Raw genomic sequence first — 23,189 nt, forward strand, 5'->3', positions numbered from 1 at the left:
TGGCCGGGCCACCCCGAGGGGCAGGGGCGTAGGGCTGCCGTCGCTGAGGCGTCGTCCCGTCGAGGCGCGCCGAGGGCTCCTGAGACACCGCTGAGACATGAGAGGGGCCTGACCCGGACGACGACAGTCCGGGTCAGGCCCCCTTCTGGGACTCAGATGTCGTAGTACATCGCGAACTCGTGCGGGTGCGGGCGCAGGCGGATCGGGTCGATCTCGTTCTCCCGCTTGTACTCGATCCACGTCTCGATCAGGTCGGGCGTGAAGACCCCGCCGTCGACCAGGTACTCGTGGTCGGTCTCGAGGTTGTCGAGGACGGCGTCGAGCGACGCGGGCACCTTCTCGATGCCCAGGGCCTCCTCGGGCGGCAGCTCGTAGAGGTCCTTGTCCACCGGCGCGGGCGGCTCGATCTTGTTCTTGATGCCGTCGAGGCCGGCCATGAGCATCGCCGAGAAGGCGAGGTAGGGGTTGGCCGACGGGTCGGGCACGCGGAACTCGATGCGCTTGGCCTTGGGGCTGTCCCCGGAGATCGGGATGCGACAGCAGGCCGAGCGGTTGCGGGCCGAGTAGACCAGGTTGATCGGCGCCTCGTAGCCCGGCACCAGGCGGTGGTAGCTGTTGGTCGTCGGGTTGGTGAAGGCCAGCAGCGACGGGGCGTGGGCCAGCAGGCCGCCGATGTAGTGGCGGGCGGTGTCGGACAGGCCCGCGTACCCGGTCTCGGCGTGGAAGAGCGGCTCGCCGTCCTTCCAGAGGCTCTGGTGGCAGTGCATGCCCGAGCCGTTGTCGCCGAACAGCGGCTTGGGCATGAAGGTCGCCGACTTGCCGGCCGCCCAGGCGGTGTTCTTGATGACGTACTTGAACAGCATCAGGCTGTCGGCGGCCGCCAGCAGGGTGTCGAACTTGTAGTTGATCTCCGCCTGGCCGGCGGTGCCGACCTCGTGGTGCCCGCGCTCGAGCTGCAGGCCGCAGGCCTCGAGGTTCTTCATCATCGAGGCGCGCAGGTCGCTGTAGTGGTCGTAGGGCTCGACCGGGAAGTAGCCACCCTTGGCCCGGGTCTTGTAGCCCAGGTTGGGGCCGCCGTTGACGCCGGTCAGCGAGCCGGAGTTCCACGACCCCTCGACCGAGTCGATGTGGTAGTAGCCCTCGTTGATGCCGGTCGAGTGGCGGATGGAGTCGAAGACGTAGAACTCCGCCTCCGGGCCGAAGTAGGCGGTGTCGGCGATGCCGCTGCTGGCCAGGTACGCCTCGGCCTTCTTCGCCACGTTCCGCGGGTCGCGGGAGTAGGCCTCCCGCGTGATCGGGTCGTGGATGAAGAAGTTCACGTTCAGCGTCTTGTGCTGCCGGAACGGGTCGACGAACGCGCTCTTCGCGTCCGGCAGCAGCAGCATGTCCGACTCGTTGATGGCCTGGAAGCCGCGGATCGACGAACCGTCGAAGCCCAGGCCGTCGGAGAAGGTGTCCTCGCCGAACGTCGACGCCGGGATGGTGAAGTGCTGCATGACGCCGGGCAGGTCGCAGAAGCGCACGTCGACGAACTCGACGTCGTTGTCGCGGATGTAGGCGGCGACCTCGTCGGGACTGGTGAACATCGATCCTCCGGGAGTGGGCGGACAGCCGCTCGCACGCTATGGCCGGGGGGTTGCCCGGCGGTGTCCCGTCTGTTTCGGGGCGGTAACAACGGCGCCGGCGTGTCGCAGTGAGGTCCTGGAACGGCCCTCCTGCAGGGGCCCGCGCCGAGCGGAGCGAGGCGTGGGGGGCAGGAGGGTCCTTTCACTAGGCTGGTGGGCATGGTCAGGGACGCGCAGCCACCCTCTCAGGAGCGACGGCGGGGCGCCTCCCTGGGCCTGCCCGCCGACGGTCCGGGGTCGCTCGCGCCCTTCGGCACCCGGGTCCTGGCGTTCCTGGTCGACGCGTTCCTCTCCGCCGTCGTCGCCGGCCTGTTCACCGCACCCGACCTGCCGGGCAACTGGAGCCTGCTGTCGTTCGCGGTGGTGTACGTCGTCTTCCTCGTGGCGCTCGGGCAGACGCCGGGCATGCGGCTGCTGGGGCTGCGGCTGGCCCACCCGAACCCGGCGGCCCGGCTGGCGCTCTGGCGGGCGGTCGTGCGCACCGGGCTGCTCGTGCTGCTGGTGCCCGCGCTCGTCGTCGACTCCGACGGCCGCGGCCTGCACGACCGGCTGACCGACACCGCCGTCGTCCGCGACCGCTGACGTGATCGTCCGCCGTGAGCGGCCCGCCGAGCACGCGGCCGTGGCGGCCCTGCACCGGGCGGCGTTCCCCACGGACGCCGAGGCCCGGCTGGTCGGCGAGCTGCGGGAGGACGCCGGCTTCCTGCCGCACCTGTCGCTCGTCGCGGTCGACGGTGACGACGTCGTCGGGCACGTGATCGGCACCCGCGGCTGGATCGAACCCCTGGGCGCCCCGGCCCTGGGCCTCGGCCCGATCGGCGTGCGGCCGGAGCGGCAGCGGCGGGGCGTCGGCACGGTGCTCGTGCACGCGCTGGTCGCCGTCGCGGAGGCAGCGGGGGAGTCGGTGGTCGCGCTGCTCGGGGACCCGGCCTACTACTCGCGCGCCGGCTTCGTCCGGGCCTCCGACCTCGGCATCGAGCCGCCGGACCCGGCCTGGGGCGGACACTTCCAGGCCCGCCGCCTGGCCGGCCCGGAGCAGCGCGGCACGTTCCGCTACGCCGAGCCCTTCAGTCGGCTCTGACGGTCTCCCTGCAGGGGCCCGCCGCGAGCCTGCGAGCGGTGGGGGCAGGGAGGTCCTCCGTCAGCGGCGGCGGACCTGCCGCTGGCTGACCGTCATCTGCCGGCCGCCGGGCAGCGGGCCGCCGGGGACGGGCATCCGGGCGCCGCCGAGGGCGGCCATCCGCCGGCCGAGGCTGTTGACCTCGGCGGCGGAGAGGTTGCGCGGCAGCTTCATCACGTGGGTGCTGAGCTTGCGCAGGGGGACCTGGCCCTCCTCGTCGCCCACCATGATGTCGTAGATCGGGGTGTCGCCGACGACGCGGGCGATCTTCTTCTTCTCCTGGGCGATCAGGCCGCGGACCCGCGCGGGGGAGCCCTCGCCGACCAGGACGATCCCGGGCCGGCCGAGCACCCGGTGGACGGCGTCGAGCTGGGCGGTTCCGGCGACGCCGGCGCTGACCCGCCAGTCGCCGCGCATGCCCTCGAGCACCCACGCCGCGGCGCCGGGCTGGCCCTCCACCTGGCGGTAGGCCGACCCCTGCGCCCGGCGGCCGAAGACGATCATGGCGGCGAGCAGGCCGAGGATGAGGGCCAGCGGCAGGAGGAGGAAGGGGGCGCCGAAGAGGACCGCCACCAGCTCGACGACGCCGGCCACCGCCACGAAGGCGATGAGCATCAGCCAGGGCAGCTTCGGGTCGTTCTTGCGCGTCAGCGAGTAGGCCTGCCGGATCATGCGGACCTGGTTGCCGACCCGCTTGAGCCGGCCGACCTTCGGCTGGCCGTCCTTGCCGAGCTTGGGGGCCTTGCCGGCCTTCGCGGCCCGGCCGGCCTCGCCCTTGCCGCCGGCCGCGGTGGCGCCCGACGCGGTGGCACCGCCCGTCGACCGGCCGCGCCCGGCGGCGCCGGGACCGCGCCCCGCCTTGCCGGTCGGGGCGGGGGAGTCCGTGGGCTTGCTGCGTGCCATGTCCCCAGGATAAGGGCGCGCAGGCGGGCTCCCGGGGGACCGGCGGGCCGAGCAGCCCCGAGGGGTCAGACCGAGCGGGTCAGGCCGCGGGCCTCGACGGCCTGCTGGTAGAGCCGTCCGGCCCGGTAGGAGCTGCGCACGAGCGGCCCGGCGAGCACGCCGGGGAAGCCGATCTCCTCGGCCTGCCGCTGGAAGTCGACGAACTCGTCGGGCTTCACCCAGCGGACGACGGGGTGGTGCCGCGGCGAGGGGCGCAGGTACTGGGTGATGGTCAGCAGGTCGCAGCCGGCCTCGTGCAGGGCGTGCATGGTCTCCACGACCTCGTGCGGCTCCTCGCCCATGCCCAGGATGAGGTTGGACTTGGTGACCAGGCCGGCCTCGCGGGCCGCGGTGAGGACCGCCAGCGACCGCTCGAAGCGGAAGCCCGGGCGGATCCGCTTGAAGATCCGCGGCACGGTCTCCACGTTGTGCGCGAGCACCTCGGGCCGGGAGGAGAAGACCTCGGCGAGCTGGGCCGGGTCGGCGTTGAAGTCGGGGATGAGCAGCTCGACGCCGCAGCCGGGGACGGCGGCGTGGATCTGCCGCACGGTCTCGGCGTAGAGCCACGCGCCGCCGTCGGGCAGGTCGTCGCGCGCGACACCGGTGACCGTGGCGTACTTCAGCTGCATCGTCGCGACGCTCTCGGCCACGCGGCGGGGCTCGTCGGTGTCCAGGTCGGCGGGCTTGCCGGTGTCGATCTGGCAGAAGTCGCAGCGCCGGGTGCACTGGTCACCGCCGATGAGGAAGGTGGCCTCGCGGTCCTCCCAGCACTCGTAGATGTTGGGGCAGCCGGCCTCTTCGCAGACGGTGTGCAGGCCCTCGCGGCGGACGAGCGACCTCAGCTCGGTGAACTCCGGCCCGGTCCTGAGCCGGGTCTTGATCCACTCGGGCTTGCGCTCGATGGGGACCTGGCTGTTGCGCACCTCGAGGCGCAACAGCTTCCGTCCGGCGGGCTCGACCTTCGCGGGGGAGGGGGTGGGGGCCGCCGTCTCGGTCATGACCTGCACGGTACCCCCGGACGCGCACCGCCCCCGCGGCCACGAGGGACGGCGGGGGCGGTACGGAACGGCTCCGGGGAGGCTCAGGCCTGCCCGGCCGCGGGGCCTGCGGTCGGCCCCTCCTGCGCGCCGCCGCCGCTGGTGAACGGCTCGGGAGCGGTCTGCGTGGGGTCGGTGTCGCCGGCGTCGTCGTCGCCGGCCACGTTCTGGGCGTCGCGGATGCCCATGTCGGACTCGGCGGGTGCCGAGTCGCCGGCGACGAACATCGCGTCGGAGACGGTCTTGCCGGACTGGTCGTTGCTCGGGGAGCTGGGCACGGGGTCCTCTCGGTAGCTGGGCACGGGCCCGTCACCGGCGGGAGCCGGCGTCCACGGGTCCTCCTTCTTGCGGCGCATCAGCACCGTCGCCGCGGCGACCGCCGCGACCACGGCCAGCAGCCACGGCCAGCGCCGCGGCTCCGGCTGGGTACCCACCGAACGCCTGGTCCTCCCGGCCTTGCGCGCGGTCTTCGCCTTGGCCTTCCTCGTCCTCACCGCTGCCCTCCTCCCGGCCTTCGCCGTCCCGCCGACGAGCTCGGCGCGGCGGTGCTCGAGCTGGCCCAGGGCGGTGCCGACGCCGGCGACGAGGCTGTCGCGGGCGCTGCCCAGCGCCGGGACGACGGTGTCGCGGGCGGCCGCGACGCGGGGGGCGACCTCGGTGGCCAGCGCGGCGCGGGTCGCCTCCTGCGCGGCCTCCAGGCGCGGCGCCAGGTCGGCGGCGGCCCGGGCCGCGGCCGCGCCCGCGGCGGTCAGCGCCGCGGTGACCGCGGGACCGGCGGTGTCGCGGGCCACCACGACGCGGGGGGTGAGCGCCTCGACGGCGGCGTCGACCTTCTCGCGGGCCAGCTCCAGCGCGGGGGTGGCGGCGTCGCGGGCGGCGTCCACGCGCGGGGCCAGCGCCTCCAGCGCGGAGCTGACGGCGGGGGCGGCGACGGCGACCGCCGCGGCCACCTTCGGGGCGACCGCCACGCGGGCGGCGTCCAGGACCGGGCCGGCCGTCTCGCGGGCGGCGTCGACGCGGGGGGCCAGCTGCTCCGCGGCGGCCCGGCGGGCCTCGGTGACGGCGGCCCCGAGGTGGGTCAGGCTCTCCTGGAGCTCGGCCCCGATGACCTGGCCGGGGGACTCGGCCCCGACGACCTGGTTCCGGGACGGTGAGCGGAACACGGGATGTACCTCCGGGTGATCGACTCCGGCCATCCTGCCCGCTCCACCGGATCGGCACACCCCGAGCCGGCGCCGTCCGTCCGCCGCCGGCAGGGCGCCGTCAGGCGCTGCGCACCAGCGGGCGGCGCTCGGCGGCCAGCCAGCGCAGCAGGTCCCCGACCGGCATCGGCCGGGCGACGGCGTAGCCCTGCGCGACGTCGCAGCCCAGGCCCGCCAGCCGGGCGGCGGTGACCTCGTCCTCGATGCCCTCGGCGACCAGGCTCAGCCCGAGGTCGTGGGCCAGTGCGACGGTGTGCCGCACGATCGCCGCGGCGCGCTCGTCGTCGGCCACGTCGGCGGTGAGGCTGCGGTCGAGCTTGAGCTCGTCGGCCGGCAGCCGGCGCAGGTAGGCCAGCGAGCTGTAGCCGGTGCCGTAGTCGTCGATCGAGGTGCGCACGCCCAGGCGGCGCAGCTCGGCGAGCACGGTGCGGCCGCGCTCGGGGTCGGCCATGAGGGTGTCCTCGACCAGCTCGAGGGTCAGCGCCGCCGCGGGCAGCCCGCGGCGGGCCAGCTGCGCGCCGACCTTCCCGGGCAGGTCGAGGTCGGCCACGTTCGCCGCCGACAGGTTCACCGACACCGGGACGCCGTAGGTGTCCCACCACTGCGCGACCGCGTCGAGCGAGCGCTCCAGGACCGCGTCGGTCAGCGGGCGCAGCAGGCCGGCCTGCTCGGCGGCGGGCAGCACGGCGGCGGGGCCGAGCAGGCCGCGCTCGGGGTGGTGCCAGCGCAGCAGCGCCTCGACGCCGACCACCCGGCCGTCGTCCATGGCGACCTGCGGCTGCAGGTGGACGTCGAGCTCGCCGGCGACCAGGGCGGTGCGCAGCTCCTCCATCGTGCGCAGCCGCTCGCCCGAGCCGCTGGAGGGGTCGGGCACGTAGACGTGGACGCCGGTCCGCTCGGTCTTGGCCGCGTACATGGCGACGTCGGCGCAGCGCAGCAGCTCCTGCACGTCGTCGGCCGGGACCGGCGCGGTCGAGACGCCGATGCTCACGCCGACGTGCAGCCGGATGCCGTCGACGGTGAAGGGCCGGCGCAGCAGGTCGTGGACGACCCCGGCCCGCTCGGCGGCGGTGCGCAGGTCCGCGCGGGGCAGCAGCACGGCGAACTCGTCGCCGCCGAGGCGGGCGAGCACCTCACCGGGTCGCAGCGCGGGGGCCAGCCGCGGGCCCACCTGGCGCAGCAGCTGGTCGCCGGCGCCGTGCCCGAGGCTGTCGTTGACCTCCTTGAACCCGTCGAGGTCGAGCAGCAGCAGGGCGGCCGGGCGCGTGGTGGTGGTGGCCACGGCGAGCACCCTGCGGGCGGTCTCGAGCAGGGCGCGGCGGTTGGGCAGGCCGGTCAGCTCGTCGGTGCGGGCCTCCTGGCGGACCGCCGTGAACGTGCGGACCTCGCGGAAGGTGACCGCCGTCCGGGCCAGCGCGGCGAGCACGCAGGCGACGGCGACCCACCCGGCGCCGGCGGGCAGGTCCCCGCCGAACCCGGCCGCGAGGACGGTGAGGGCGGCCAGCGTGCCGGCCAGCGGCAGGGCCACCAGCCGCCAGGTGATCCGGACCCCGCCGTCGTCGGCGCGCGGCGCCGGGTCACCGGTGGTGCGCTGGGCGGCGACCGCGGCGCAGAGGACGCCGGCCAGCCAGACCAGCTCGAGCGGGCCCCCGTCGGTGTACCGGCCGGCGGCGCTGAGCACGAACAGGGCGGCGTCGGCCACGGCGAAGAACGCGACCGCCCCGGCGGCCAGCAGCAGCGTGCGGTCGACGTGGACGCCGAGGACGGCGCACACGCCCGCGACCACTCCCAGCAGCAGGACGTCGGCCGCCGGCCAGGCCAGCTGCAGCAGCGAGACGGTGCCGGTGGCGGCGGAGAAGGGACCGAGCACGAAGCCGATGCCGACCGCGGTCGTCCCCAGCGCGACGACGATCCCGTCGAGCCACGTGCTGGCGAGGAACCGGGTCACGCGGGCGCGGATGAAGACCAGCAGCGCCACGTAGAGGCTGACGTAGGCCACCGCCACGCTGGCGTCGCCGACCAGGGAGGGCGACGTGCCGGCCTGGCCGGTCTCCAGGATGCGGACCACGTTGCCGAGGGCCCCGGCGACGAGCGTGGTCGCCAGGGCCCGCCAGCCGAGGGCCTCGCGCGGGGCCGTGCGGGCGGTCAGCCAGCACGCGGCACCGGCGGCCAGCCACGGCAGGTGGTAGACGACGACGTCGTAGACGACGTCCCACGCGGCGCCGGCGGGTCGCGGGCCCACGCCGGTGGCGAAGGCGGCCACGCCGAGGACCGCGACCAGCAGGAGGAGGTCGCGGGGACCGGCTCCCCGGAGCCGGGAGGACACCGCTGCGGGACGCACGGGTACTGCATCGGCGGGTGCGGCGGCCGGGTGCACCGGGACGCACCGAGTCCGACCCCTCCGGGTGAGACGGCGCCGCGCGCTAGGCTGGGGGGGTGACCGGCGGACGCCTGCTTCTCCGGCCGTGCTGACCTGATCGACCTGTCAGCACGGCGACCCCTCCTGTGTGAGGGGTTTTTTCATGTCCGCCGACGGATGACCCCGGGAGCACCGCGATGAGCCAGACGGCGAGCCAGCCCACCACCGAGCCTGCCGAGGAAGGGGTGCCGCCGCACCGCTACACGCCGGCGCTGGCCCAGCGGATCGAGCTGGCGTGGCAGGACCGGTGGGCGGCCGAGGGCACCTTCCACACGCCCAACCCGACGGGCCGGCTGTCCGAGGGCTTCGACCGGGTCGCCGGCCGGCCCAAGGCGTTCCTCATGGACATGTTCCCGTACCCCTCGGGTGCGGGACTGCACGTCGGGCACCCGCTGGGCTACCTGGGCACCGACGTGACCAGCCGGTTCCGGCGCATGGACGGCGACAACGTGCTGCACCCGATGGGCTACGACGCCTTCGGCCTGCCGGCCGAGCAGTACGCCGTGCAGACCGGTCAGCACCCGCGGATCACCACCGAGGCCAACATCGCCGCCATCCGGGCGCAGCTGCGCCGCCTGGGGGTCGACCACGACGAGCGCCGCACCTTCGCCACCATCGACCCGGGCTACTACCGGTGGACCCAGTGGATCTTCCTGAAGATCTTCGGCGCCTGGTTCGACGAGGAGGCCGGCCGTGCCCGCCCCGTCGAGGAGCTGGTGGCCGAGCTGGACGCCGGCACCCGCGAGCCCGCGCCGGGCACCAACCCCTCGGGGCTGCCGTGGGCCGAGCTGGCCGACGCCGACAAGCGCCGCGTCGTCGACGCCCACCGGCTGGCCTACCGCCACGAGGCGCCGGTCAACTGGTGCCCGGGCCTGGGCACGGTGCTGTCCAACGAGGAGGTCACCCCCGACGGCCGCTCCGAGCGGGGCAACTTCCCGGTGTTCCGGCGCCCGCTGACCCAGTGGATGATGCGGATCACCGCCTACGCCGAGCGGCTGCTGGCCGACCTGGACCGGCTGGACTGGTCGGACTCGGTCAAGCAGATGCAGCGCAACTGGATCGGCCGCTCGACCGGCGCGCGGATCCGGTTCCCCGTGGGCGAGGAGTCCATCGAGGTCTTCACCACCCGCCCCGACACGCTGTTCGGCGCGACCTACATGGTCCTGGCGCCCGAGCACCCGCTGGTCGAGACGCTGACCGCGGACGCGTGGCCCGACGGCACCGACCCGCGCTGGACCGCGGGCGCCGCGACGCCGGCCGAGGCGGTGCGGGAGTACCAGCGGCAGGCCTCGCGCCGCTCGGAGCTGGACCGGCAGAACGAGAGCCGCGAGAAGACCGGTGTCTGGCTGGGCGTCACCGCCGTCAACCCGGTGGACGGCCGGGAGCTGCCGGTGTTCATCGCCGACTACGTGCTGACCGGGTACGGCACCGGCGCGATCATGGCGGTGCCGGGGCAGGACGTCCGCGACTGGGAGTTCGCCGAGGTGTTCGGCCTGCCGATCGTGCGGACGGTGCAGCCGCCGGCCGACTTCGACGGCGACGCCTGGACCGGTCCCGGCCCCGCGATCAACTCGTCGAACGCGGACCTGTCCCTGGACGGCCTGGACGTCGACGCGGCCAAGGCCGCGATCGTCGAGTGGCTGGTCGCGCACGGGTACGGCGAGGCGACGACCACCTACAAGCTGCGCGACTGGCTGTTCAGCCGGCAGCGCTACTGGGGCGAGCCGTTCCCGATCGTCTACGACGAGGACGGCCTGCCGCGGGCGGTGCCCGAGTCCATGCTGCCGGTGCTGCTGCCCGAGGTCGACGACTACTCGCCCAGGACCTTCGCCGACGACGACGCCGAGTCCCAGCCCGAGCCGCCGCTGTCGCGGGTCGCCGAGTGGACCACCGTCGAGCTGGACCTGGGCGACGGGCTGAAGACCTACCGTCGCGAGACCAACACGATGCCCAACTGGGCCGGGTCGTGCTGGTACTACCTGCGCTACCTGGACCCCTCCGACGACACCCAGATGGTCGACCCGGAGCTGGAGCGCTACTGGCTGGGCCCGCGTGCGCCCGGCGACGTCGGCGGGGTGGACCTCTACGTCGGCGGGATGGAGCACGCGGTGCTGCACCTGCTGTACGCGCGCTTCTGGCACAAGGTGCTGCACGACCTGGGCTACGTCTCCAGCGAGGAGCCGTTCCGGCGGCTGGTCAACCAGGGCTACATCTCCGCCTACGCCTACACCGACGAGCGCGGCTTCTACGTGCCCGCCGCCGAGGTGGTGGAGCAGGACGGGCAGTTCCTGTACGAGGGCAGGCCGGTCAACCGCGAGTACGGGAAGATCGGCAAGAGCCTGAAGAACATGGTGACGCCCGACGAGATGATCGGGGCCTACGGCGCCGACACGTTCCGGGTCTACGAGATGTCGACCGGCCCGCTGGAGCAGTCGCGGCCGTGGGACACCAAGGCCGTCGTCGGCTCCCAGCGGCTGCTGCAGCGGATCTGGCGGGTCGTCGTCGACGAGGAGACCGGTGCGGTCCGCGCGGCCGACGACGCGGCCCCGTCCGACGACGTGCTGCGCGCGCTGCACCGGGCCATCGCCGGCGTGCGCGACGGCATGGCGACGCTGCGGTTCAACGTGGCCATCGCCCGCATCGCCGAGCTGACCAACGCGCTGACCGCGGCCTATGGCGCGGACTCCCCGGTGCCGCGGTCGGTGGCCGAGCCGCTGGTGCTGCTGGTCGCGCCGCTGGCGCCGCACCTGGCCGAGGAGCTGTGGGCGCGGCTGGGCCACTCCGACTCGGTGGCGTGGGCGCCGTTCCCGGTCGCCGACGAGCAGTGGCTGACCGAGGACACCGTGCAGGTCGCCGTCCAGGTCAACGGCAAGGTGCGGGCTCAGGTGACCGTGCCGGCCGACGCCGACGCGGCGGCCCTGGAGGAGGTGGCGCGGGCGGACGAGAAGGTGGCCGCGCAGCTGACCGGGAAGACGGTGCGGCGGGTGGTCGCCGTCCCGGGGCGGCTGGTCAACTTCGTCGTCGGCTGACCGGTGCCGGGCGGGCGGCTGCGCGCCGCCCGCCCGGGTCACACGGCGGGAGCGAGGGTGAGGACCCGGCGCACCGCGGCCTCGACCGCGTCGATGACCTCCGCGACCGGGACGTCGCGGCTCAGCTCGGCGCTCAGCGAGGTCACCCCGGCGTCGGCGATGCCGCACGGGACCATGTTGCTGAACGCCGACATGTCGGGATCGCAGTTGAGCGCGAAGCCGTGCATGGTCACCCCGCGCGCCACCCGCACCCCGATCGCGGCGATCTTGCGCTCGGGCCGGTTGCCGGTCCCGGGTGCGTCGGCGGCCACCCACACGCCGCTGCGCCCCTCGACCTGCTGCGTGCGCACGCCGACGCCGGCGCAGACCTCCATGAGCGCGTCCTCCAGCCGCCGCACGTGGGCGACGACGTCGACCGGGTCGGGCAGCGCCACGATCGGGTAGCCGACGAGCTGGCCGGGGCCGTGCCAGGTGATCTTGCCGCCGCGGTCGACGTCGATCACCGGCGTGCCGTCGAACGGGCGCTCGTGCGGCTCGGTGCGACGGCCGGCGGTGTAGACCGACGGGTGCTCGAGGAGCAGCAGCGTGTCGGGCCCCTCGCCGGCGATCCGCGCGGCGTGGATCTCGCGCTGCCGCGCCCAGGCCTCCTCGTAGGGGACGGTGCCTGCCCGGACGACGCGCAACTCGGCCACGATCTCCAGCCTATAGAAAGGACCTCCCTGCCCCCCCGTCGCTCGCACGCTCGCGACGGGCCCCTGCAGGGAGGCCGGTCACCGGAGCCTGCGGGGCTCGAGGCGGGTCTCGACGGCGGTGCCGTCGGGGCCGCGCTCGACCCGGTAGGCGGCCCCGCCGGGCCGGTCGGCGACCACCTCGGCCAGCTCGGTGCCGCGGTAGACCAGGCCGACACCGTCGTCGGTGGCGTGCCCGGCCGGCAGCGTCCCGTCGGCCACCAGCCGGTGGTAGAGCGGGCGGCGCTGCTCCTCGGAGTCGTAGTGGACGCCGTTGGAGGTCGGGATCAGTCCCAGGCCGTTCGTGACCGGCCGCAGGTCAGGGCCGTAGGAGTCGGTGGTGCCGCCGACGTGCCAGCACAGCGACCCGGCCGACACCCCGCCGAGCACCACACCGGCCCGCCAGCACTCGGCGAGCACGTCGCCGAGGCCGTGCACCCGCCACACCGCGAGCAGGTTGGCCACGCTCCCGCCGCCGACCCAGACGACGTCCTGGGCGAGCAGGTGCGCCCGCACGTCGGCGACCGTGGGCATCGGGAACAGGCTCAGGTGGCTCATCCGCACCGCACTGCCGGCGAACGCGCCGTAGACCGCCGCCAGCCGAGCCGGGTCGTCGCCGGTGGCGGTGCCCAGGTAGCACAGCCGCGGGTGCTGCGGCGCGCCCGCCAGCTCCACCGCGAGGTCGAACACGGGGCCGGGCGCCCAGTCGTACGGGCCCCGCCCGCGGGAGTCGAAGCCGATGCTGGTGGCCAGGATCGTCGGGGCGGCCGCGGGCATCAGGCGGCTCCGGTCGCGGTCGTGGGGCGCAGGGCGCGGAGGACGGCCGCGGCGGTGCGCCGGCCGCTGGCCATGGCGCCCTGGATGGACGGGGTGTCCCGGTGGTCGCCGCACACGTACAGACCGCCGCCGAGGTCGACCGGACGGCGGTGCCGCAGCGGGGGCAGGGCGGCCGGCTGCGCCCCGGTCACCGTGACCGTGGCCAGGTGCGCGAGGTCGCTCACGGCGACGTCGTGCAGCCGGGCGACCTCGTCGCGGACGTCGGTCTCCCGGGTGGGCGCCAACGAGTTGCTGGCGACCAGGGCGCGACCGTCGGGGGAGTAGGTGGGCTGGGCGTCGCTGAGGACCACGCTGTTGACCAGCCGCCCGTCCGGCGTGCCGAGGACGATCAGCGGCTCGGTCCAGGGCGAGGCCGGCAGCACGTGGTAGTGGGTGGTGACCTGCCGCGGGGCCGCGGCCTCGACGGCCGGGACCAGGCCGGCGGCGGTGTCGGGGTCGGTGGCCACGACGACGGCGTCGGCACGGGTGCGGCCGCCGTCGGCGGTGACCTCGGTGCCGGTGACCGCGGTGACCCGCACGCCGGTGTGCACCCGCCCGGCCCCGACCCGGGCGGCGAGCTGCTCGCCGATGGCCTGGATGCCCTGCGCCGGCAGGCCGGTAGCGCCGCGGGCGAAGCTGCGCCAGAGCAGGTCGAGGTAGCGGCTGGAGGTCTCCAACCGGTCCTCGAGCAGCACGCCGGCGAGGAACGGGCCGAAGAAGCGCTCGATCGCCGTCGCCCCCACGCCGGCCTGCCGGAGGTGCTCGGCGGCCGTCGTCTCGCGGGCGGTGAGCAGGCGGGGGACCGGCCAGTAGCCCGCCCGTGCGGAGAACGCGGCGATGGCCACCTTCTCCCGCAGCGACCCGACGGGTGCGCGCAGCGTGTCCGGCAGCGCCGTGGGCACCCGGCGCGGGTCGGCCACCCGGTGCGCGCGGCCGCCGGCCCGGACGACGGCACCGGGAGCGAAGTAGCCCAGGCCGAGTGCCTCCAGGTCGAGGTCGGCGGCGCGGGGGTAGCCGGTGTTGAAGACCTGGAACCCGCGGTCGACGACGAACCCGTCGACCCGCTCGGTGGCCAGCCGTCCGCCGACGTTCCCGGCGGCCTCGAGCACGTGGACGTCGCAGCCGGCGGCGGCCAACCGGGTGGCCGCGGACAGCCCGGCCAGGCCCGCGCCGACGACGACGACCTCGGCGCGGGGCGGCGGTGGCATGGCCCGAACCTAGGTCCAGCCGCCGCTGCACACCCGTCCGGGTCGGCGGCTGTGGACGGACCCGACGCCTGTGGACAGCCGGAGCGGGCCGGCGGCGGATCGGCCTACCGTCCCCGGCCGTGTCCACGCTGCGCGATCCCGACGCCGACCGTCCCGGCTCCGACGCGGAGACCGACGCCGGTCCCGCGGCCCCGGTCGCGCCCCCGGTGGTGCCCGGCTACCGGCTCGACCGGCTGCTCGGGAGGGGCGGGTCCGGTGAGGTGTGGCGTGCCCGTCCCCGCGACGGCGGCCCGCCGGTGGCGGTCAAGGTCCTCGTGGCCGGGGACGCCGAGCGGCAGGCGCGCGAGGCGGCCCTCCTCGGTGCACTGGACCACCCGCACCTGGTCCGGTTGCACGAGGTGGTCCACCAGCCCCGGCGCGGCGGCCCGCCCCGGGTGGCGCTCGTCCTCGACCTGCTCGAGGGCGGCAGCCTCGCGTCCCTGCTGGCCCGACGCGGGCGGCTGCGCCCCGGCGAGGTGGTGACCACGCTGGCCCCGGTCGCGGCGGCGCTCGCCCGGGCGCACGAGGAGGGCGTCGTCCACGGCGACCTCTCGCCGGGCAACGTCGTGTTCACCGCCGAGGGGCGGCCCGTGCTCACCGACCTGGGCGTGGCGCGCGTCCTGGGGGAGGAGGCGGCCGGTGAGGTCACCCCCGCCTACGTCGATCCCGCGGTGGCGCGCGGCGGTGCGCCGGGTCCGGCGTCCGACGTCTTCGGCGTGGCCGCCGCCGCTTTCCACGCGCTGACCGGGGTGGCGCCCTGGAACGCGGCCACGCCGGCGGACACCCTCGCCGTCGCGGCCGCCGGCGACCTGCCCGACCTCGCCGCCCTCGCGCCCGACGCGCCCCCGGCGCTGCTCGAGGTGGTCGCCCGGGGCCTGTCGGCCGATCCCCACGCCCGCGGCTCGGCCGCGGCGTTCGCCCTCGACCTGCGCCACGCCTGCCGTCCCGAGCCCGTCCGGCTGCCCCGTGCCGGCGTTCCCGACGCCGACCTCGGCCGCACCGGCCGGGGACCGCGGACCGAGCTGACCCACCAGGTCCCCGGCCGGCACCGCAGGCCCACTCCCCGGGAGGTCCGGCCCGCCGCTCGCCGCCTCCGGTGGCCGGGTCGAGCGGCGCTGCGCCGCACCGCGGCCGGTGCCGGCACAGCCGTCCTGGTCGTCGTGGCGATCTGGGGAGGTCTGGCCTGGTCGCGGTCGGGACCGGCCAGCCCGGCTCCGGTGAGCGAGGCGGCCGCGACCACCGCCGAGGGTCCGTCGCCGTCGCCGTCGCCGTCGCCGTCGCCGTCGCCGTCGCCGTCGCCGTCCCCCGTGCCGCCGGCTGCTCCGCCGGGTGGGGCGGCCTCGCCGCCGGGCCCGCCTGCGCCGCCGGCCGCCGAGGAGACGGACTGGACCGCCGTCCTCACCACGCTGTACCAGCGGCGCGCCGAGGCGTTCGGCACGGGAGATGCAGCCCTGCTGGAGGAGGTCTACACCGCCGACAGCCCGCTGCTCGCCACAGACCGCGCGTACCTGGCGGCGCTGACGTCGGCAGGGGAGGTGCTGAGTGGGTTCCGGCCGACCGTCACGCAGGTGACGCTCCCCGGCGAGGCCACGACCGGCGGTCCCGTGCGGGTGGAGTTCCTCGACAGCTGGCCGGAGTGCGCCGTCGTGTCCGCGGAGGACCCGGACGGCCCGGTGCGGCGGACCGAGCCGGGCCGGTCGCCGGCCGGCGTCGAGATGGTCCTGGTCTCCGGTCCCGGCGGGTGGCGCATCGGCTCGGCCGGCCGGCTGTCGTGACCGGTCAGCCGCGCCCGAGGGCCTCGCGCAGGGCGGACGGCAACGTCGCGTGACGGAACCGGTAGCCGGCTGCCTGCAGCCTGGCCGGGACGGCTCGCTGCCCGGCGAGCACGCTGGAGCGCCCGAACTCGCCGAGGGCCAGCCGCAGGGCGATCGCCGGCACGGGGAGGACGGCCGGACGGGAGACGGCGGCGGCGAGGTCGCGGACGAACTCGCGGTTGCGCACCGGCTCCGGGCCGGTCAGGTTCACCGGACCGCTGACGTCACCGGCGGTCAGCAGGAACAGGATGGCGCCGATCTCGTCGGCCAGGCCGATCCACGGCCAGTACTGCCGGCCCGACCCCATCCGGCCACCCAGGCCCAGGCGGAACACCGTGCCGAGGACGCGCACCAGCATCGCGCCGCGGCCGATCACCAGACCCGTGCGCAGGGTGACCACCCGGACGCCGGCGTCGGCCGCGGGGCGGGTGGCCTCCTCCCACTGGACGCACAGGCGGGCGAGGAAGTCCTGCCCCGGGGCGGCGTCCTCCTCGACGACGCGGTCGCCGGTGTCGCCGTAGTAGCCGACCGCCGACGCCGACAGGAGCACCCGCGGCCGGGACGGGTCCGCGGCGACCGCGGCGGCCAGCGCCTCGCTGACGGTCGTCGTGCTGTCGATCCGGCTGGCGACCAGGTCGCGCTTGTAGCCGGCGGTGAACGGGCGCGGCCGGATCGGGGTGCCCGCCAGGTTGACCACCGCGTCGACGTCGCGCAGCAGCCCGGGGTCGACGCGCCTGTGCTGCGGGTCCCACCGGTGCTCGTCGGCGGTGCGGGGAGTGCGGCGGACCAGGCGGATGACCTCGTGCCCGTCCGCGCGCAGCGCCGGGACCAGCGCCCGGCCGATCAGCCCGGAGGCCCCGGTGACCGCGATCTTCACGACTCTCCTCGTCCCCCTCGGCGTGGTGGTGGCCGGGTCCCGGCGCTCGCGTCGGGACCCGGCCGGGGGACGTCAGGAGAGGCCGAGCTCACCCTCGAACTGGCCGGCCTCGAGGCGCTCCTTGACCGTCCCGAGGAACCGGGCGGCGTCGGCACCGTCGACGATGCGGTGGTCGTAGGTGAGCGCCAGGTACACCATCGAGCGGACCGCGACGACCTCGCCCAGGTCGGGGTCCTGGACGACCACCGGACGCTTGACCACCGAGCCGGTGCCCAGGATGGCCACCTGCGGCTGGTTGATGATCGGCGTGTCGAACAGGGCGCCGCGGCTGCCGGTGTTGGTCAGCGTGAAGGTGCCCCCGCCCAGCTCGTCCGGGGTGACCTTGTTGATCCGGGTCCGCTCGGCCAGGTCGGCGATCTTGCGGGCGATGCCGCCGAGGCTGAGGTCGCCGGCGCCGTGGATGACCGGCACGAGCAGGCCGCGCTCGGTGTCGACGGCGATCCCGAGGTTCTCCGCGTCGTGGTAGGTGACCGTCCCGGCCTCGAGGTCGACCGAGGAGTTCACGGCCGGGTGGACCTTGAGCGCCTCGACGGCCGCCTTGGCGAAGAACGGCAGGAACGACAGCTTGACGCCCTCGCGGGCCTGGAAGTCCCGCTTGGCCCGGTCGCGCAGCCGGGCGATCCGGGTGACGTCGACCTCGACGACGGTCGTCAGCTGCGCACTGATGGCCAGCGACTCGACCATGCGGCGCGCGATGACCCCGCGCAGGCGCGACATCTTCTCGGTGCGGCCGCGCAGCGACGGGTCCGGCTGCGCCGCCGGCGACGGCGCGGCCGGGCGGCCGGCAGCGGCCGGAGCGCTCGGCGCGGGGGCCGCCGGGGCCTCGGCCGGGGCGGCCGACTCCGCGCCGGCCGACTCGGCGGCGGCGAGGACGTCCTGCTTGCGGATCCGCCCGCCGACCCCGGTGCCCGTGAGCGTGGAGAGGTCCACACCGTGCTCGGCGGCCAGGCGGCGGACCAGCGGGGTCACGTAGGTGCCACCGCCGTCGGCAGGTGCCGGAGCGGAGGTCGGGGCAGGAGCGGCCGGGGCCTGCCCGCCGGACGGGGCCGGGCGGGGCTGGGTCGGCGGGGTGGCCTGCTGCTCGGCGACCGTCTCGGCGGCGCCGGAGCCGTAGTCGGCACCGGCGGGGACCGACGGCGGAGGGCCGGGGGGAGCGGCGGCCGGCGGCTCCTGGCGCGGAGCCGGCGGCTGCTGCACCGGCGTCTGCTGCGCGGCGGGCTCGGGCGCGGGAGCCGACGGGGCGGGCGCACCGCCGGCGGCGCCGCTGCCGATCACCGCGAGTTGGGCGCCCACCTCGACGGTCTCGTCCTCGTTGACCGCTATGGACAGCAGGGTGCCCGACACCGGCGCCGGGATCTCGGTGTCGACCTTGTCGGTGGACACCTCCAGCAGCGGCTCGTCGGCGGTGACCTCGTCACCGACGGACTTCAGCCAGCGCGTCACGGTGCCCTCGGTGACGCTCTCGCCCAGCGCCGGCATGGTCACCGGGGTGCCCTGGCCGTCACCCGAGGCGGCCCCGCCCGGGGAGGCCCCGTCCGAGGAGGCCCCGTCCGAGGAGGCCTCGCCCGAGGAGGCCTGGCCGGCCGGTGCCGTGGCGGGCTCCGGAGCCGGCCGGCTCTCCTCCGACGGGCCGGGACCGGCGTCCTCGACCTGCTCGGTCGGGGTCTGCGGCGTGGTGTCGGCGTCCTCCGCGGAGGCGGGGCCGCCACCGGCGTCGCCGTCGCCCTCGCCACCGATGACCGCCAGCTCGGCGCCGACCTCGACGGTCTCGTCCTCCGCCACCAGGATCCGGGTGAGCACACCCGCTGCGGGCGACGGGATCTCGGTGTCGACCTTGTCGGTGGACACCTCGAGGAGCGGCTCGTCGACCTCGACCTGCTCACCCTCCTGCTTGAGCCAGCGGGTGACCGTGCCCTCGGTGACGCTCTCGCCCAGGGCGGGCATGGTGACGGAGGTCGGCATCGGGAGAGGGCTCCTTCGTGGTGGCGAGGGTGGGGGAGACGGCGGCCGGCGACGCGGGGAGCGGCGTCAGCTGTGGGCGTGCAGCGGCTTGCCGGCCAGCGCGAGGTGGGCCTCGCCGATGGCCTCGCTCTGCGTCGGGTGCGGGTGGATCAGGGCGGCCACCTCGTCGGGCAGGGCCTCCCAGTTGAAGATCAGCTGCGCCTCGGCGACCAGCTCGCCGACGCGGCTGCCCACCATGTGCACGCCGACCACCGGGCCGTCCTTCTGCCGGATCAGCTTGACCGCGCCCTGGGTCTTGAGGATCTGGCTGCGGCCGTTGCCCCCGAGGTCGTAGGTGAGGGTCTCGACGTCGCCGTACTTCTCGCGGGCCTGGGCCTCGGTGAGGCCGACCGAGGCCACCTCCGGCTCGGAGTAGGTCACCCGCGGGACGCCGGCGTAGTCGATCGGGACGACCGGCAGCCCGGCGAGGCGCTCGGCGACGAGGATGCCCTCGCCGAAGCCGACGTGGGCCAGCTGCAGGGTGGGGATGAGGTCGCCGACGGCGGAGATGGTCGGGACGTTGGTCTGGCAGTACTCGTCGACCAGCACGTAGCCGCGGTCCATCGCGACGCCGGCCTCCTCGTAGCCCAGGCCCTGGCTGACCGGGCCGCGGCCGACGGCGACGAGGACGATCTCGGCCTCGAACTCCTTGCCGTTCTGCAGGCTGACCTTGACGCCGTTCTCGGTGTGCGCGACCTGCGACACCAGGTTGCCGAGCTCGAAGTTGATCTTCCGGCGGCGGAAGGCCCGCTCCAGCAGCTTGGAGGAGCTCTCGTCCTCCAGCGGGACGAGGTGCTTGAGGCCCTCGATGATCGTGACGTCGACGCCGAAGGACTTCCACGCGCTGGCGAACTCGCACCCGATCACCCCGCCGCCGAGGATGATCGCCGACGTCGGGACGCGGTCGAGCCCGAGCGCCTGCTCGCTGTCGATGACGCGGACGCCGTCGAGCTCGACGCCGGGGATGCTGCGCGAGTAGGACCCGGTGGCCAGCAGGACGTGCCGGCCCTCGTAGGTCTGCCCGTTGACCGACACGGCGGTGGGGGAGACCAGCCGGCCCTCGCCCTCGACGTACGTGATGCCGCGGCTCTTGATCAGGCCCTGCAGGCCCTTGTACAGCCGCGCGATGACGCCGTCCTTGTAGGCGTTGACGCCGTCCATGTCGATGCCGGCCAGCGAGGTCTTGACGCCGAACTGCTCGCCCTCGCGGGCCTGGTCGGCGATCTCACCGCTGTGCAGCAGCGCCTTGGTGGGGATGCAGCCCCGGTGCAGGCAGGTGCCGCCCACCTTGTCCTTCTCGACCAGGACGACCGACAGGCCCAGCTCCGCCGCCCGCAGCGCGGCGGCGTAGCCACCCGAGCCACCGCCGAGGATGACCAGGTCGGCAGGGGTGGTGGGTGCGCTCACGACGTGCTCCTCGTTGATCTCGGCCTTCTCCGCCCGTTCGGGCGGGGGGATGGTCCGCGCCCATCCTGCCACTCCGGCGGAGGGGCGGCTCAGGGCGCCGACCAGCGGCGGGGCGCGCGTCGCGGGTACGACGCCGGCGCCCCGCCCGGGTGGTGGTCAGCCGGCGAGCAGGTCCTCGATCGTGGCCAGCAGCGTGCGGACCGGGACGCCGGTGCCGCCCTTGGGCGTGTAGCCCCACGGGGCGCCGGTGTTGTAGCTCGGGCCGGCGATGTCGATGTGCGCCCAGGGCAGCCCGGCGGGGACGAACTCGGCGAGGAAGTGCGCCCCGACGAGCATGCCGCCCATCCGGTCGGCGTTGGCGTTGACGAAGTCGGCGATGGGGGAGTCGATGCCCCGGCGCAGCTCCTCGGGCATCGGCATGGCCCACATCGGCTCGCCGCTGCGCCGGCTGGCGGCCACGACGGCGTCGCGCAGGTCGTCGCTGCCCATGACGCCAGCGGTGCGGGCCCCGAGCGCGACCAGCTGCGCGCCGGTGAGCGTGGAGGTCTCGAGCAGCACGTCCGGGGAGTCCTCGGCCGCCCGCGCGATGGCGTCGGCCAGGATCACGCGGCCCTCGGCGTCGGTGTTGGTGATCTCGGCTTTCTTGCCGTTGCGGAAGGTGACCACGTCGGCCGGCCGGTAGGCGGTGCCGCTGGGCAGGTTCTCCGCCATCGGCACGGTGGCGGTCAGCTCGACCGGCAGGCCGAGCCGGGCGACCAGGCAGGCGGTGGCGATCACGGCGGCGGCGCCGGCCATGTCGCTGGTCATGTGGTGCATGTTCGCGGCGGGCTTGATCGACAGGCCGCCGCTGTCGAAGGTGATGCCCTTGCCGACGAGGGCGACCTTCTTCTGCGCCCGCTTGCCCGAGTACCGCAGCCGCAGCAGCCGCGGGCCGCGCGCGGAGCCCCCGCCGACGGCGAGGACGCCGCCGTAGCCGCCGGCGGCGAGCTCGTCCTCGGCGAGGACCTCCACCGACAGCCCCGCGGCCTTGCCGGCCGCCGCGCCGCGGGCGGCGAGCTCGGCGGGGTACAGGTCGTTGGGCGGGGTGTTGACCAGGTCGCGCACGAGGGCGACCGCGTCGCCGACCGCGCGCACCCGGGCCAGCGGCGCCCTGGCCGCGCCGGCGTCCGGGACGACGACGGTGAACTCGCGCGGCGGCGCCGGCCGGTCGGCGGGCAGGTCGGAGCGGTAGGCGGTGAACTCGTAGGCGCCCAGCAGCGCGCCCTCGCCCACGGCGTGCAGCCGCTCGGCGTCGGGCGTGCCCCCGACCGCGGCGAGCAGCGAGACGACCGAGCCGCGGCCGCCCAGCGCCCGGCTGGCCGCCCCGGCGGCCCGGCGCACCGCCTCGGCCGGGTAACCGCCGCCGTTCTGCGGGGCGCCGAGGCCGACGGCCGCCACGACGGGGAAGGGGCCCTGGCCGAGGCTCGCGACCCGGGTGACCTCGTCCTCGGCGCCGCGGGCACCGAGGTCGGCGAGGGCGGGCAGCAGCCGGCCGCCCAGCAGGCGGTCGACGGCCTCGGCACCCGGCGTGGGCAGCAGGCCGGAGGTGCCCTTGCCGATCCCCACGACGACGGCGTCGGCGGGGGTCTTCTCGAGCGGGCGGTCGGTGGCGGTGATCGTCGGCGGCACCGCTCGATCCTAGGGGGCGCCGATCCGGCGGTCGTGAGGACGGCGAAGGAGTCGGCGGGCCGGCGTCGCTACGGTTCCGGTGTGAGCCCGCGGACCTCCCCCCTGCACGACCGCCACGTCGCGGCCGGCGCCAAGCTCGCCGACTTCGGCGGGTGGTCGATGCCCATCGAGTACGCGGGTGGTGGCGTCCTCGCCGAGCACGCCGCCGTGCGGGAGGCGGTGGGCCTGTTCGACGTCTCCCACCTGGGCACCGGCACGGTCCGCGGGCCCGGCGCCGCGGCGCTCGTCGACGCCTGCCTGACCAACGACCTGTCCCGCATCGGCCCCGGCCGGGCGCAGTACACGCTCTGCTGCGTCCCCGACGGGGAGTCCGACGCCGGCGGCGTGGTCGACGACCTGATCGTCTACCTGCACGCGGACGACGACGTGCTGCTGGTGCCCAACGCCGCGAACGCGCAGGAGGTGCTCTCCCGGCTGGCCGACGCGGCGCCGTCCGGGGTGACGGTGACCGACCGGCACGAGGAGGTCGCCGTCCTCGCCGTCCAGGGGCCGCGCTCGGCCGCCGTCCTCGCAGCCGCCGAGCTGGCCGCCGACCTGTCCTACATGGCCTTCGCCGGCGGGGCAGGGGAGGAGGTGACCGTCTGCCGCACCGGCTACACCGGGGAGCACGGCTACGAGCTGCTCGTCGCCGCCGACCGGGCCGGCGACCTGTGGGACCGGTTGCTGGAGGCCGGGGCCGCCGAGGGCATCCGCGCCTGCGGCCTGGGCGCCCGGGACACGCTGCGCACCGAGATGGGCTACCCGCTGCACGGTCACGAGCTGTCGCGGTCGATCACCCCCAACCAGGCCCGCAGCGGCTGGGCCGTGGGCTGGCGCAAGCCGGCGTTCTGGGGCCGCGAGGCCCTGCTGGCCGAGCGCGAGGCCGGTGCCCCGCGCCTGCTGTGGGGTCTGCGCGCTCCCGGCCGCGGCATCCCCCGGCCGGGCATGGCCGTCCTCGACGCCGGGGGAGCGCGGGTCGGCGAGGTCACCAGCGGCACCTTCTCGCCGACCCTGCGCACCGGGATCGCGCTGGCCCTGCTCGACACCGCCGCGGAGCCGACCGAGGGTGCCGCCCTCGCCGTCGACGTCCGGGGCCGCCCGCAGCCGGTGGAGGTCGTCCGCCCGCCGTTCGTGCCCTCGCACGTCCGCTAGCACGAC

General features: G+C 75.5%; 17 protein-coding genes. 5 read left to right on the forward strand and 12 right to left on the reverse strand.

The window, feature by feature from the left end:
* Nucleotides 1-152: 152 nt before the first annotated feature.
* Nucleotides 153-1,586 (reverse strand): type I glutamate--ammonia ligase, encoded by a 1,434-nt coding sequence (glnA, locus tag ACI78U_RS11655; protein ID WP_456875474.1) that lies wholly within the window; start codon nucleotides 1,584-1,586, stop codon nucleotides 153-155.
* Between the two features lie 198 nt (nucleotides 1,587-1,784).
* On the opposite strand from glnA, the gene ACI78U_RS11660 reads away from it, so the two are divergent.
* Together ACI78U_RS11660 and ACI78U_RS11665 are read left to right on the forward strand one after the other, a co-directional pair.
* Nucleotides 1,785-2,207: an RDD family protein gene (locus ACI78U_RS11660; RefSeq protein ID WP_456875475.1), complete on the forward strand. Its 423-nt coding sequence runs from the start codon at nucleotides 1,785-1,787 to the stop codon at nucleotides 2,205-2,207.
* Nucleotide 2,208: 1 nt separating this feature from the next.
* Complete coding sequence (locus ACI78U_RS11665; RefSeq protein ID WP_456875476.1) at nucleotides 2,209-2,706, forward strand: GNAT family N-acetyltransferase; 498 nt, start codon at nucleotides 2,209-2,211, stop codon at nucleotides 2,704-2,706.
* A gap of 60 nt (nucleotides 2,707-2,766) precedes the next feature.
* On the opposite strand, the gene ACI78U_RS11670 is transcribed toward ACI78U_RS11665, so the two are convergent.
* The 4 genes from ACI78U_RS11670 to ACI78U_RS11685 all read right to left on the reverse strand — a co-directional run bounded on the left by ACI78U_RS11670 (nucleotide 2,767) and on the right by ACI78U_RS11685 (nucleotide 8,267).
* Complete coding sequence (locus ACI78U_RS11670; protein ID WP_456875477.1) at nucleotides 2,767-3,648, reverse strand: DUF4191 domain-containing protein; 882 nt, start codon at nucleotides 3,646-3,648, stop codon at nucleotides 2,767-2,769.
* Between the two features lie 65 nt (nucleotides 3,649-3,713).
* Nucleotides 3,714-4,685, reverse strand: coding sequence for a lipoyl synthase (gene lipA, locus ACI78U_RS11675; protein WP_456875478.1), 972 nt, complete (start codon nucleotides 4,683-4,685; stop codon nucleotides 3,714-3,716).
* An 83-nt stretch (nucleotides 4,686-4,768) separates the two neighbouring features.
* Nucleotides 4,769-5,887, reverse strand: coding sequence for a hypothetical protein (locus tag ACI78U_RS11680; RefSeq protein ID WP_456875479.1), 1,119 nt, complete (start codon nucleotides 5,885-5,887; stop codon nucleotides 4,769-4,771).
* A 100-nt stretch (nucleotides 5,888-5,987) separates the two neighbouring features.
* The gene (locus tag ACI78U_RS11685; RefSeq protein WP_456875480.1) at nucleotides 5,988-8,267 is read right to left on the reverse strand and encodes a putative bifunctional diguanylate cyclase/phosphodiesterase; all 2,280 of its coding nucleotides are present in this window, start codon (nucleotides 8,265-8,267) and stop codon (nucleotides 5,988-5,990) included.
* Nucleotides 8,268-8,482: 215 nt separating this feature from the next.
* Here ACI78U_RS11685 and leuS point away from each other — a divergent pair, with 215 nt between their 5' ends.
* Entirely contained in the window at nucleotides 8,483-11,374 is a 2,892-nt protein-coding gene (gene leuS, locus ACI78U_RS11690) for a leucine--tRNA ligase (RefSeq protein WP_456875481.1), read from the forward strand.
* A 38-nt stretch (nucleotides 11,375-11,412) separates the two neighbouring features.
* On the opposite strand, the gene lipB is transcribed toward leuS, so the two are convergent.
* The 3 genes from lipB to ACI78U_RS11705 all read right to left on the reverse strand — a co-directional run bounded on the left by lipB (nucleotide 11,413) and on the right by ACI78U_RS11705 (nucleotide 14,126).
* A complete protein-coding gene (gene lipB, locus ACI78U_RS11695) occupies nucleotides 11,413-12,066 on the reverse strand; it encodes a lipoyl(octanoyl) transferase LipB (RefSeq protein WP_456875482.1) in 654 nt (217 codons plus the stop codon).
* Between the two features lie 78 nt (nucleotides 12,067-12,144).
* Nucleotides 12,145-12,879 (reverse strand): Type 1 glutamine amidotransferase-like domain-containing protein, encoded by a 735-nt coding sequence (locus ACI78U_RS11700; protein WP_456875483.1) that lies wholly within the window; start codon nucleotides 12,877-12,879, stop codon nucleotides 12,145-12,147.
* A complete protein-coding gene (locus ACI78U_RS11705) occupies nucleotides 12,879-14,126 on the reverse strand; it encodes an NAD(P)/FAD-dependent oxidoreductase (protein WP_456875484.1) in 1,248 nt (415 codons plus the stop codon). The genes ACI78U_RS11700 and ACI78U_RS11705 overlap by 1 nt, the downstream gene beginning before the upstream one ends.
* Before the next feature lie 119 nt (nucleotides 14,127-14,245).
* Between ACI78U_RS11705 and ACI78U_RS11710 the strand changes: the two genes are divergently transcribed.
* Nucleotides 14,246-15,940 carry a serine/threonine-protein kinase gene (locus tag ACI78U_RS11710; RefSeq protein WP_456875485.1) on the forward strand — a complete coding sequence of 565 codons (1,695 nt, stop codon included), beginning with the start codon at nucleotides 14,246-14,248 and terminating at the stop codon, nucleotides 15,938-15,940.
* Between the two features lie 4 nt (nucleotides 15,941-15,944).
* Here the strand turns inward: ACI78U_RS11710 and ACI78U_RS11715 are convergent, their stop codons facing one another.
* The 4 genes from ACI78U_RS11715 to ACI78U_RS11730 all read right to left on the reverse strand — a co-directional run bounded on the left by ACI78U_RS11715 (nucleotide 15,945) and on the right by ACI78U_RS11730 (nucleotide 21,992).
* Entirely contained in the window at nucleotides 15,945-16,856 is a 912-nt protein-coding gene (locus tag ACI78U_RS11715; RefSeq protein ID WP_456875486.1) for a TIGR01777 family oxidoreductase, read from the reverse strand.
* Between the two features lie 72 nt (nucleotides 16,857-16,928).
* Nucleotides 16,929-18,878: a 2-oxoglutarate dehydrogenase, E2 component, dihydrolipoamide succinyltransferase gene (gene sucB / locus ACI78U_RS11720; RefSeq protein ID WP_456875487.1), complete on the reverse strand. Its 1,950-nt coding sequence runs from the start codon at nucleotides 18,876-18,878 to the stop codon at nucleotides 16,929-16,931.
* Between the two features lie 66 nt (nucleotides 18,879-18,944).
* Nucleotides 18,945-20,324, reverse strand: coding sequence for a dihydrolipoyl dehydrogenase (gene lpdA / locus ACI78U_RS11725; protein ID WP_456875488.1), 1,380 nt, complete (start codon nucleotides 20,322-20,324; stop codon nucleotides 18,945-18,947).
* A gap of 156 nt (nucleotides 20,325-20,480) precedes the next feature.
* Complete coding sequence (locus tag ACI78U_RS11730) at nucleotides 20,481-21,992, reverse strand: leucyl aminopeptidase (protein ID WP_456875489.1); 1,512 nt, start codon at nucleotides 21,990-21,992, stop codon at nucleotides 20,481-20,483.
* A gap of 81 nt (nucleotides 21,993-22,073) precedes the next feature.
* Between ACI78U_RS11730 and gcvT the strand changes: the two genes are divergently transcribed.
* Nucleotides 22,074-23,183: a glycine cleavage system aminomethyltransferase GcvT gene (gene gcvT / locus ACI78U_RS11735; RefSeq protein ID WP_456875490.1), complete on the forward strand. Its 1,110-nt coding sequence runs from the start codon at nucleotides 22,074-22,076 to the stop codon at nucleotides 23,181-23,183.
* Nucleotides 23,184-23,189 lie beyond the last annotated feature (6 nt).

The organism is Geodermatophilus sp. SYSU D00710, assembly GCF_054050195.1.

Coding starts and splice junctions, on each gene's coding strand:
- sucB (WP_456875487.1), bottom strand. CDS start 18,878: ATGCCGACCTCCGTCACCATGCCCGCCCTGGGCGAGAGCGTCACCGAG.
- lipA (WP_456875478.1), bottom strand. CDS start 4,685: ATGACCGAGACGGCGGCCCCCACCCCCTCCCCCGCGAAGGTCGAGCCC.
- glnA (WP_456875474.1), bottom strand. CDS start 1,586: ATGTTCACCAGTCCCGACGAGGTCGCCGCCTACATCCGCGACAACGAC.
- ACI78U_RS11700 (WP_456875483.1), bottom strand. CDS start 12,879: ATGCCCGCGGCCGCCCCGACGATCCTGGCCACCAGCATCGGCTTCGAC.
- ACI78U_RS11660 (WP_456875475.1), top strand. CDS start 1,785: ATGGTCAGGGACGCGCAGCCACCCTCTCAGGAGCGACGGCGGGGCGCC.
- ACI78U_RS11705 (WP_456875484.1), bottom strand. CDS start 14,126: ATGCCACCGCCGCCCCGCGCCGAGGTCGTCGTCGTCGGCGCGGGCCTG.
- ACI78U_RS11670 (WP_456875477.1), bottom strand. CDS start 3,648: ATGGCACGCAGCAAGCCCACGGACTCCCCCGCCCCGACCGGCAAGGCG.
- leuS (WP_456875481.1), top strand. CDS start 8,483: ATGAGCCAGACGGCGAGCCAGCCCACCACCGAGCCTGCCGAGGAAGGG.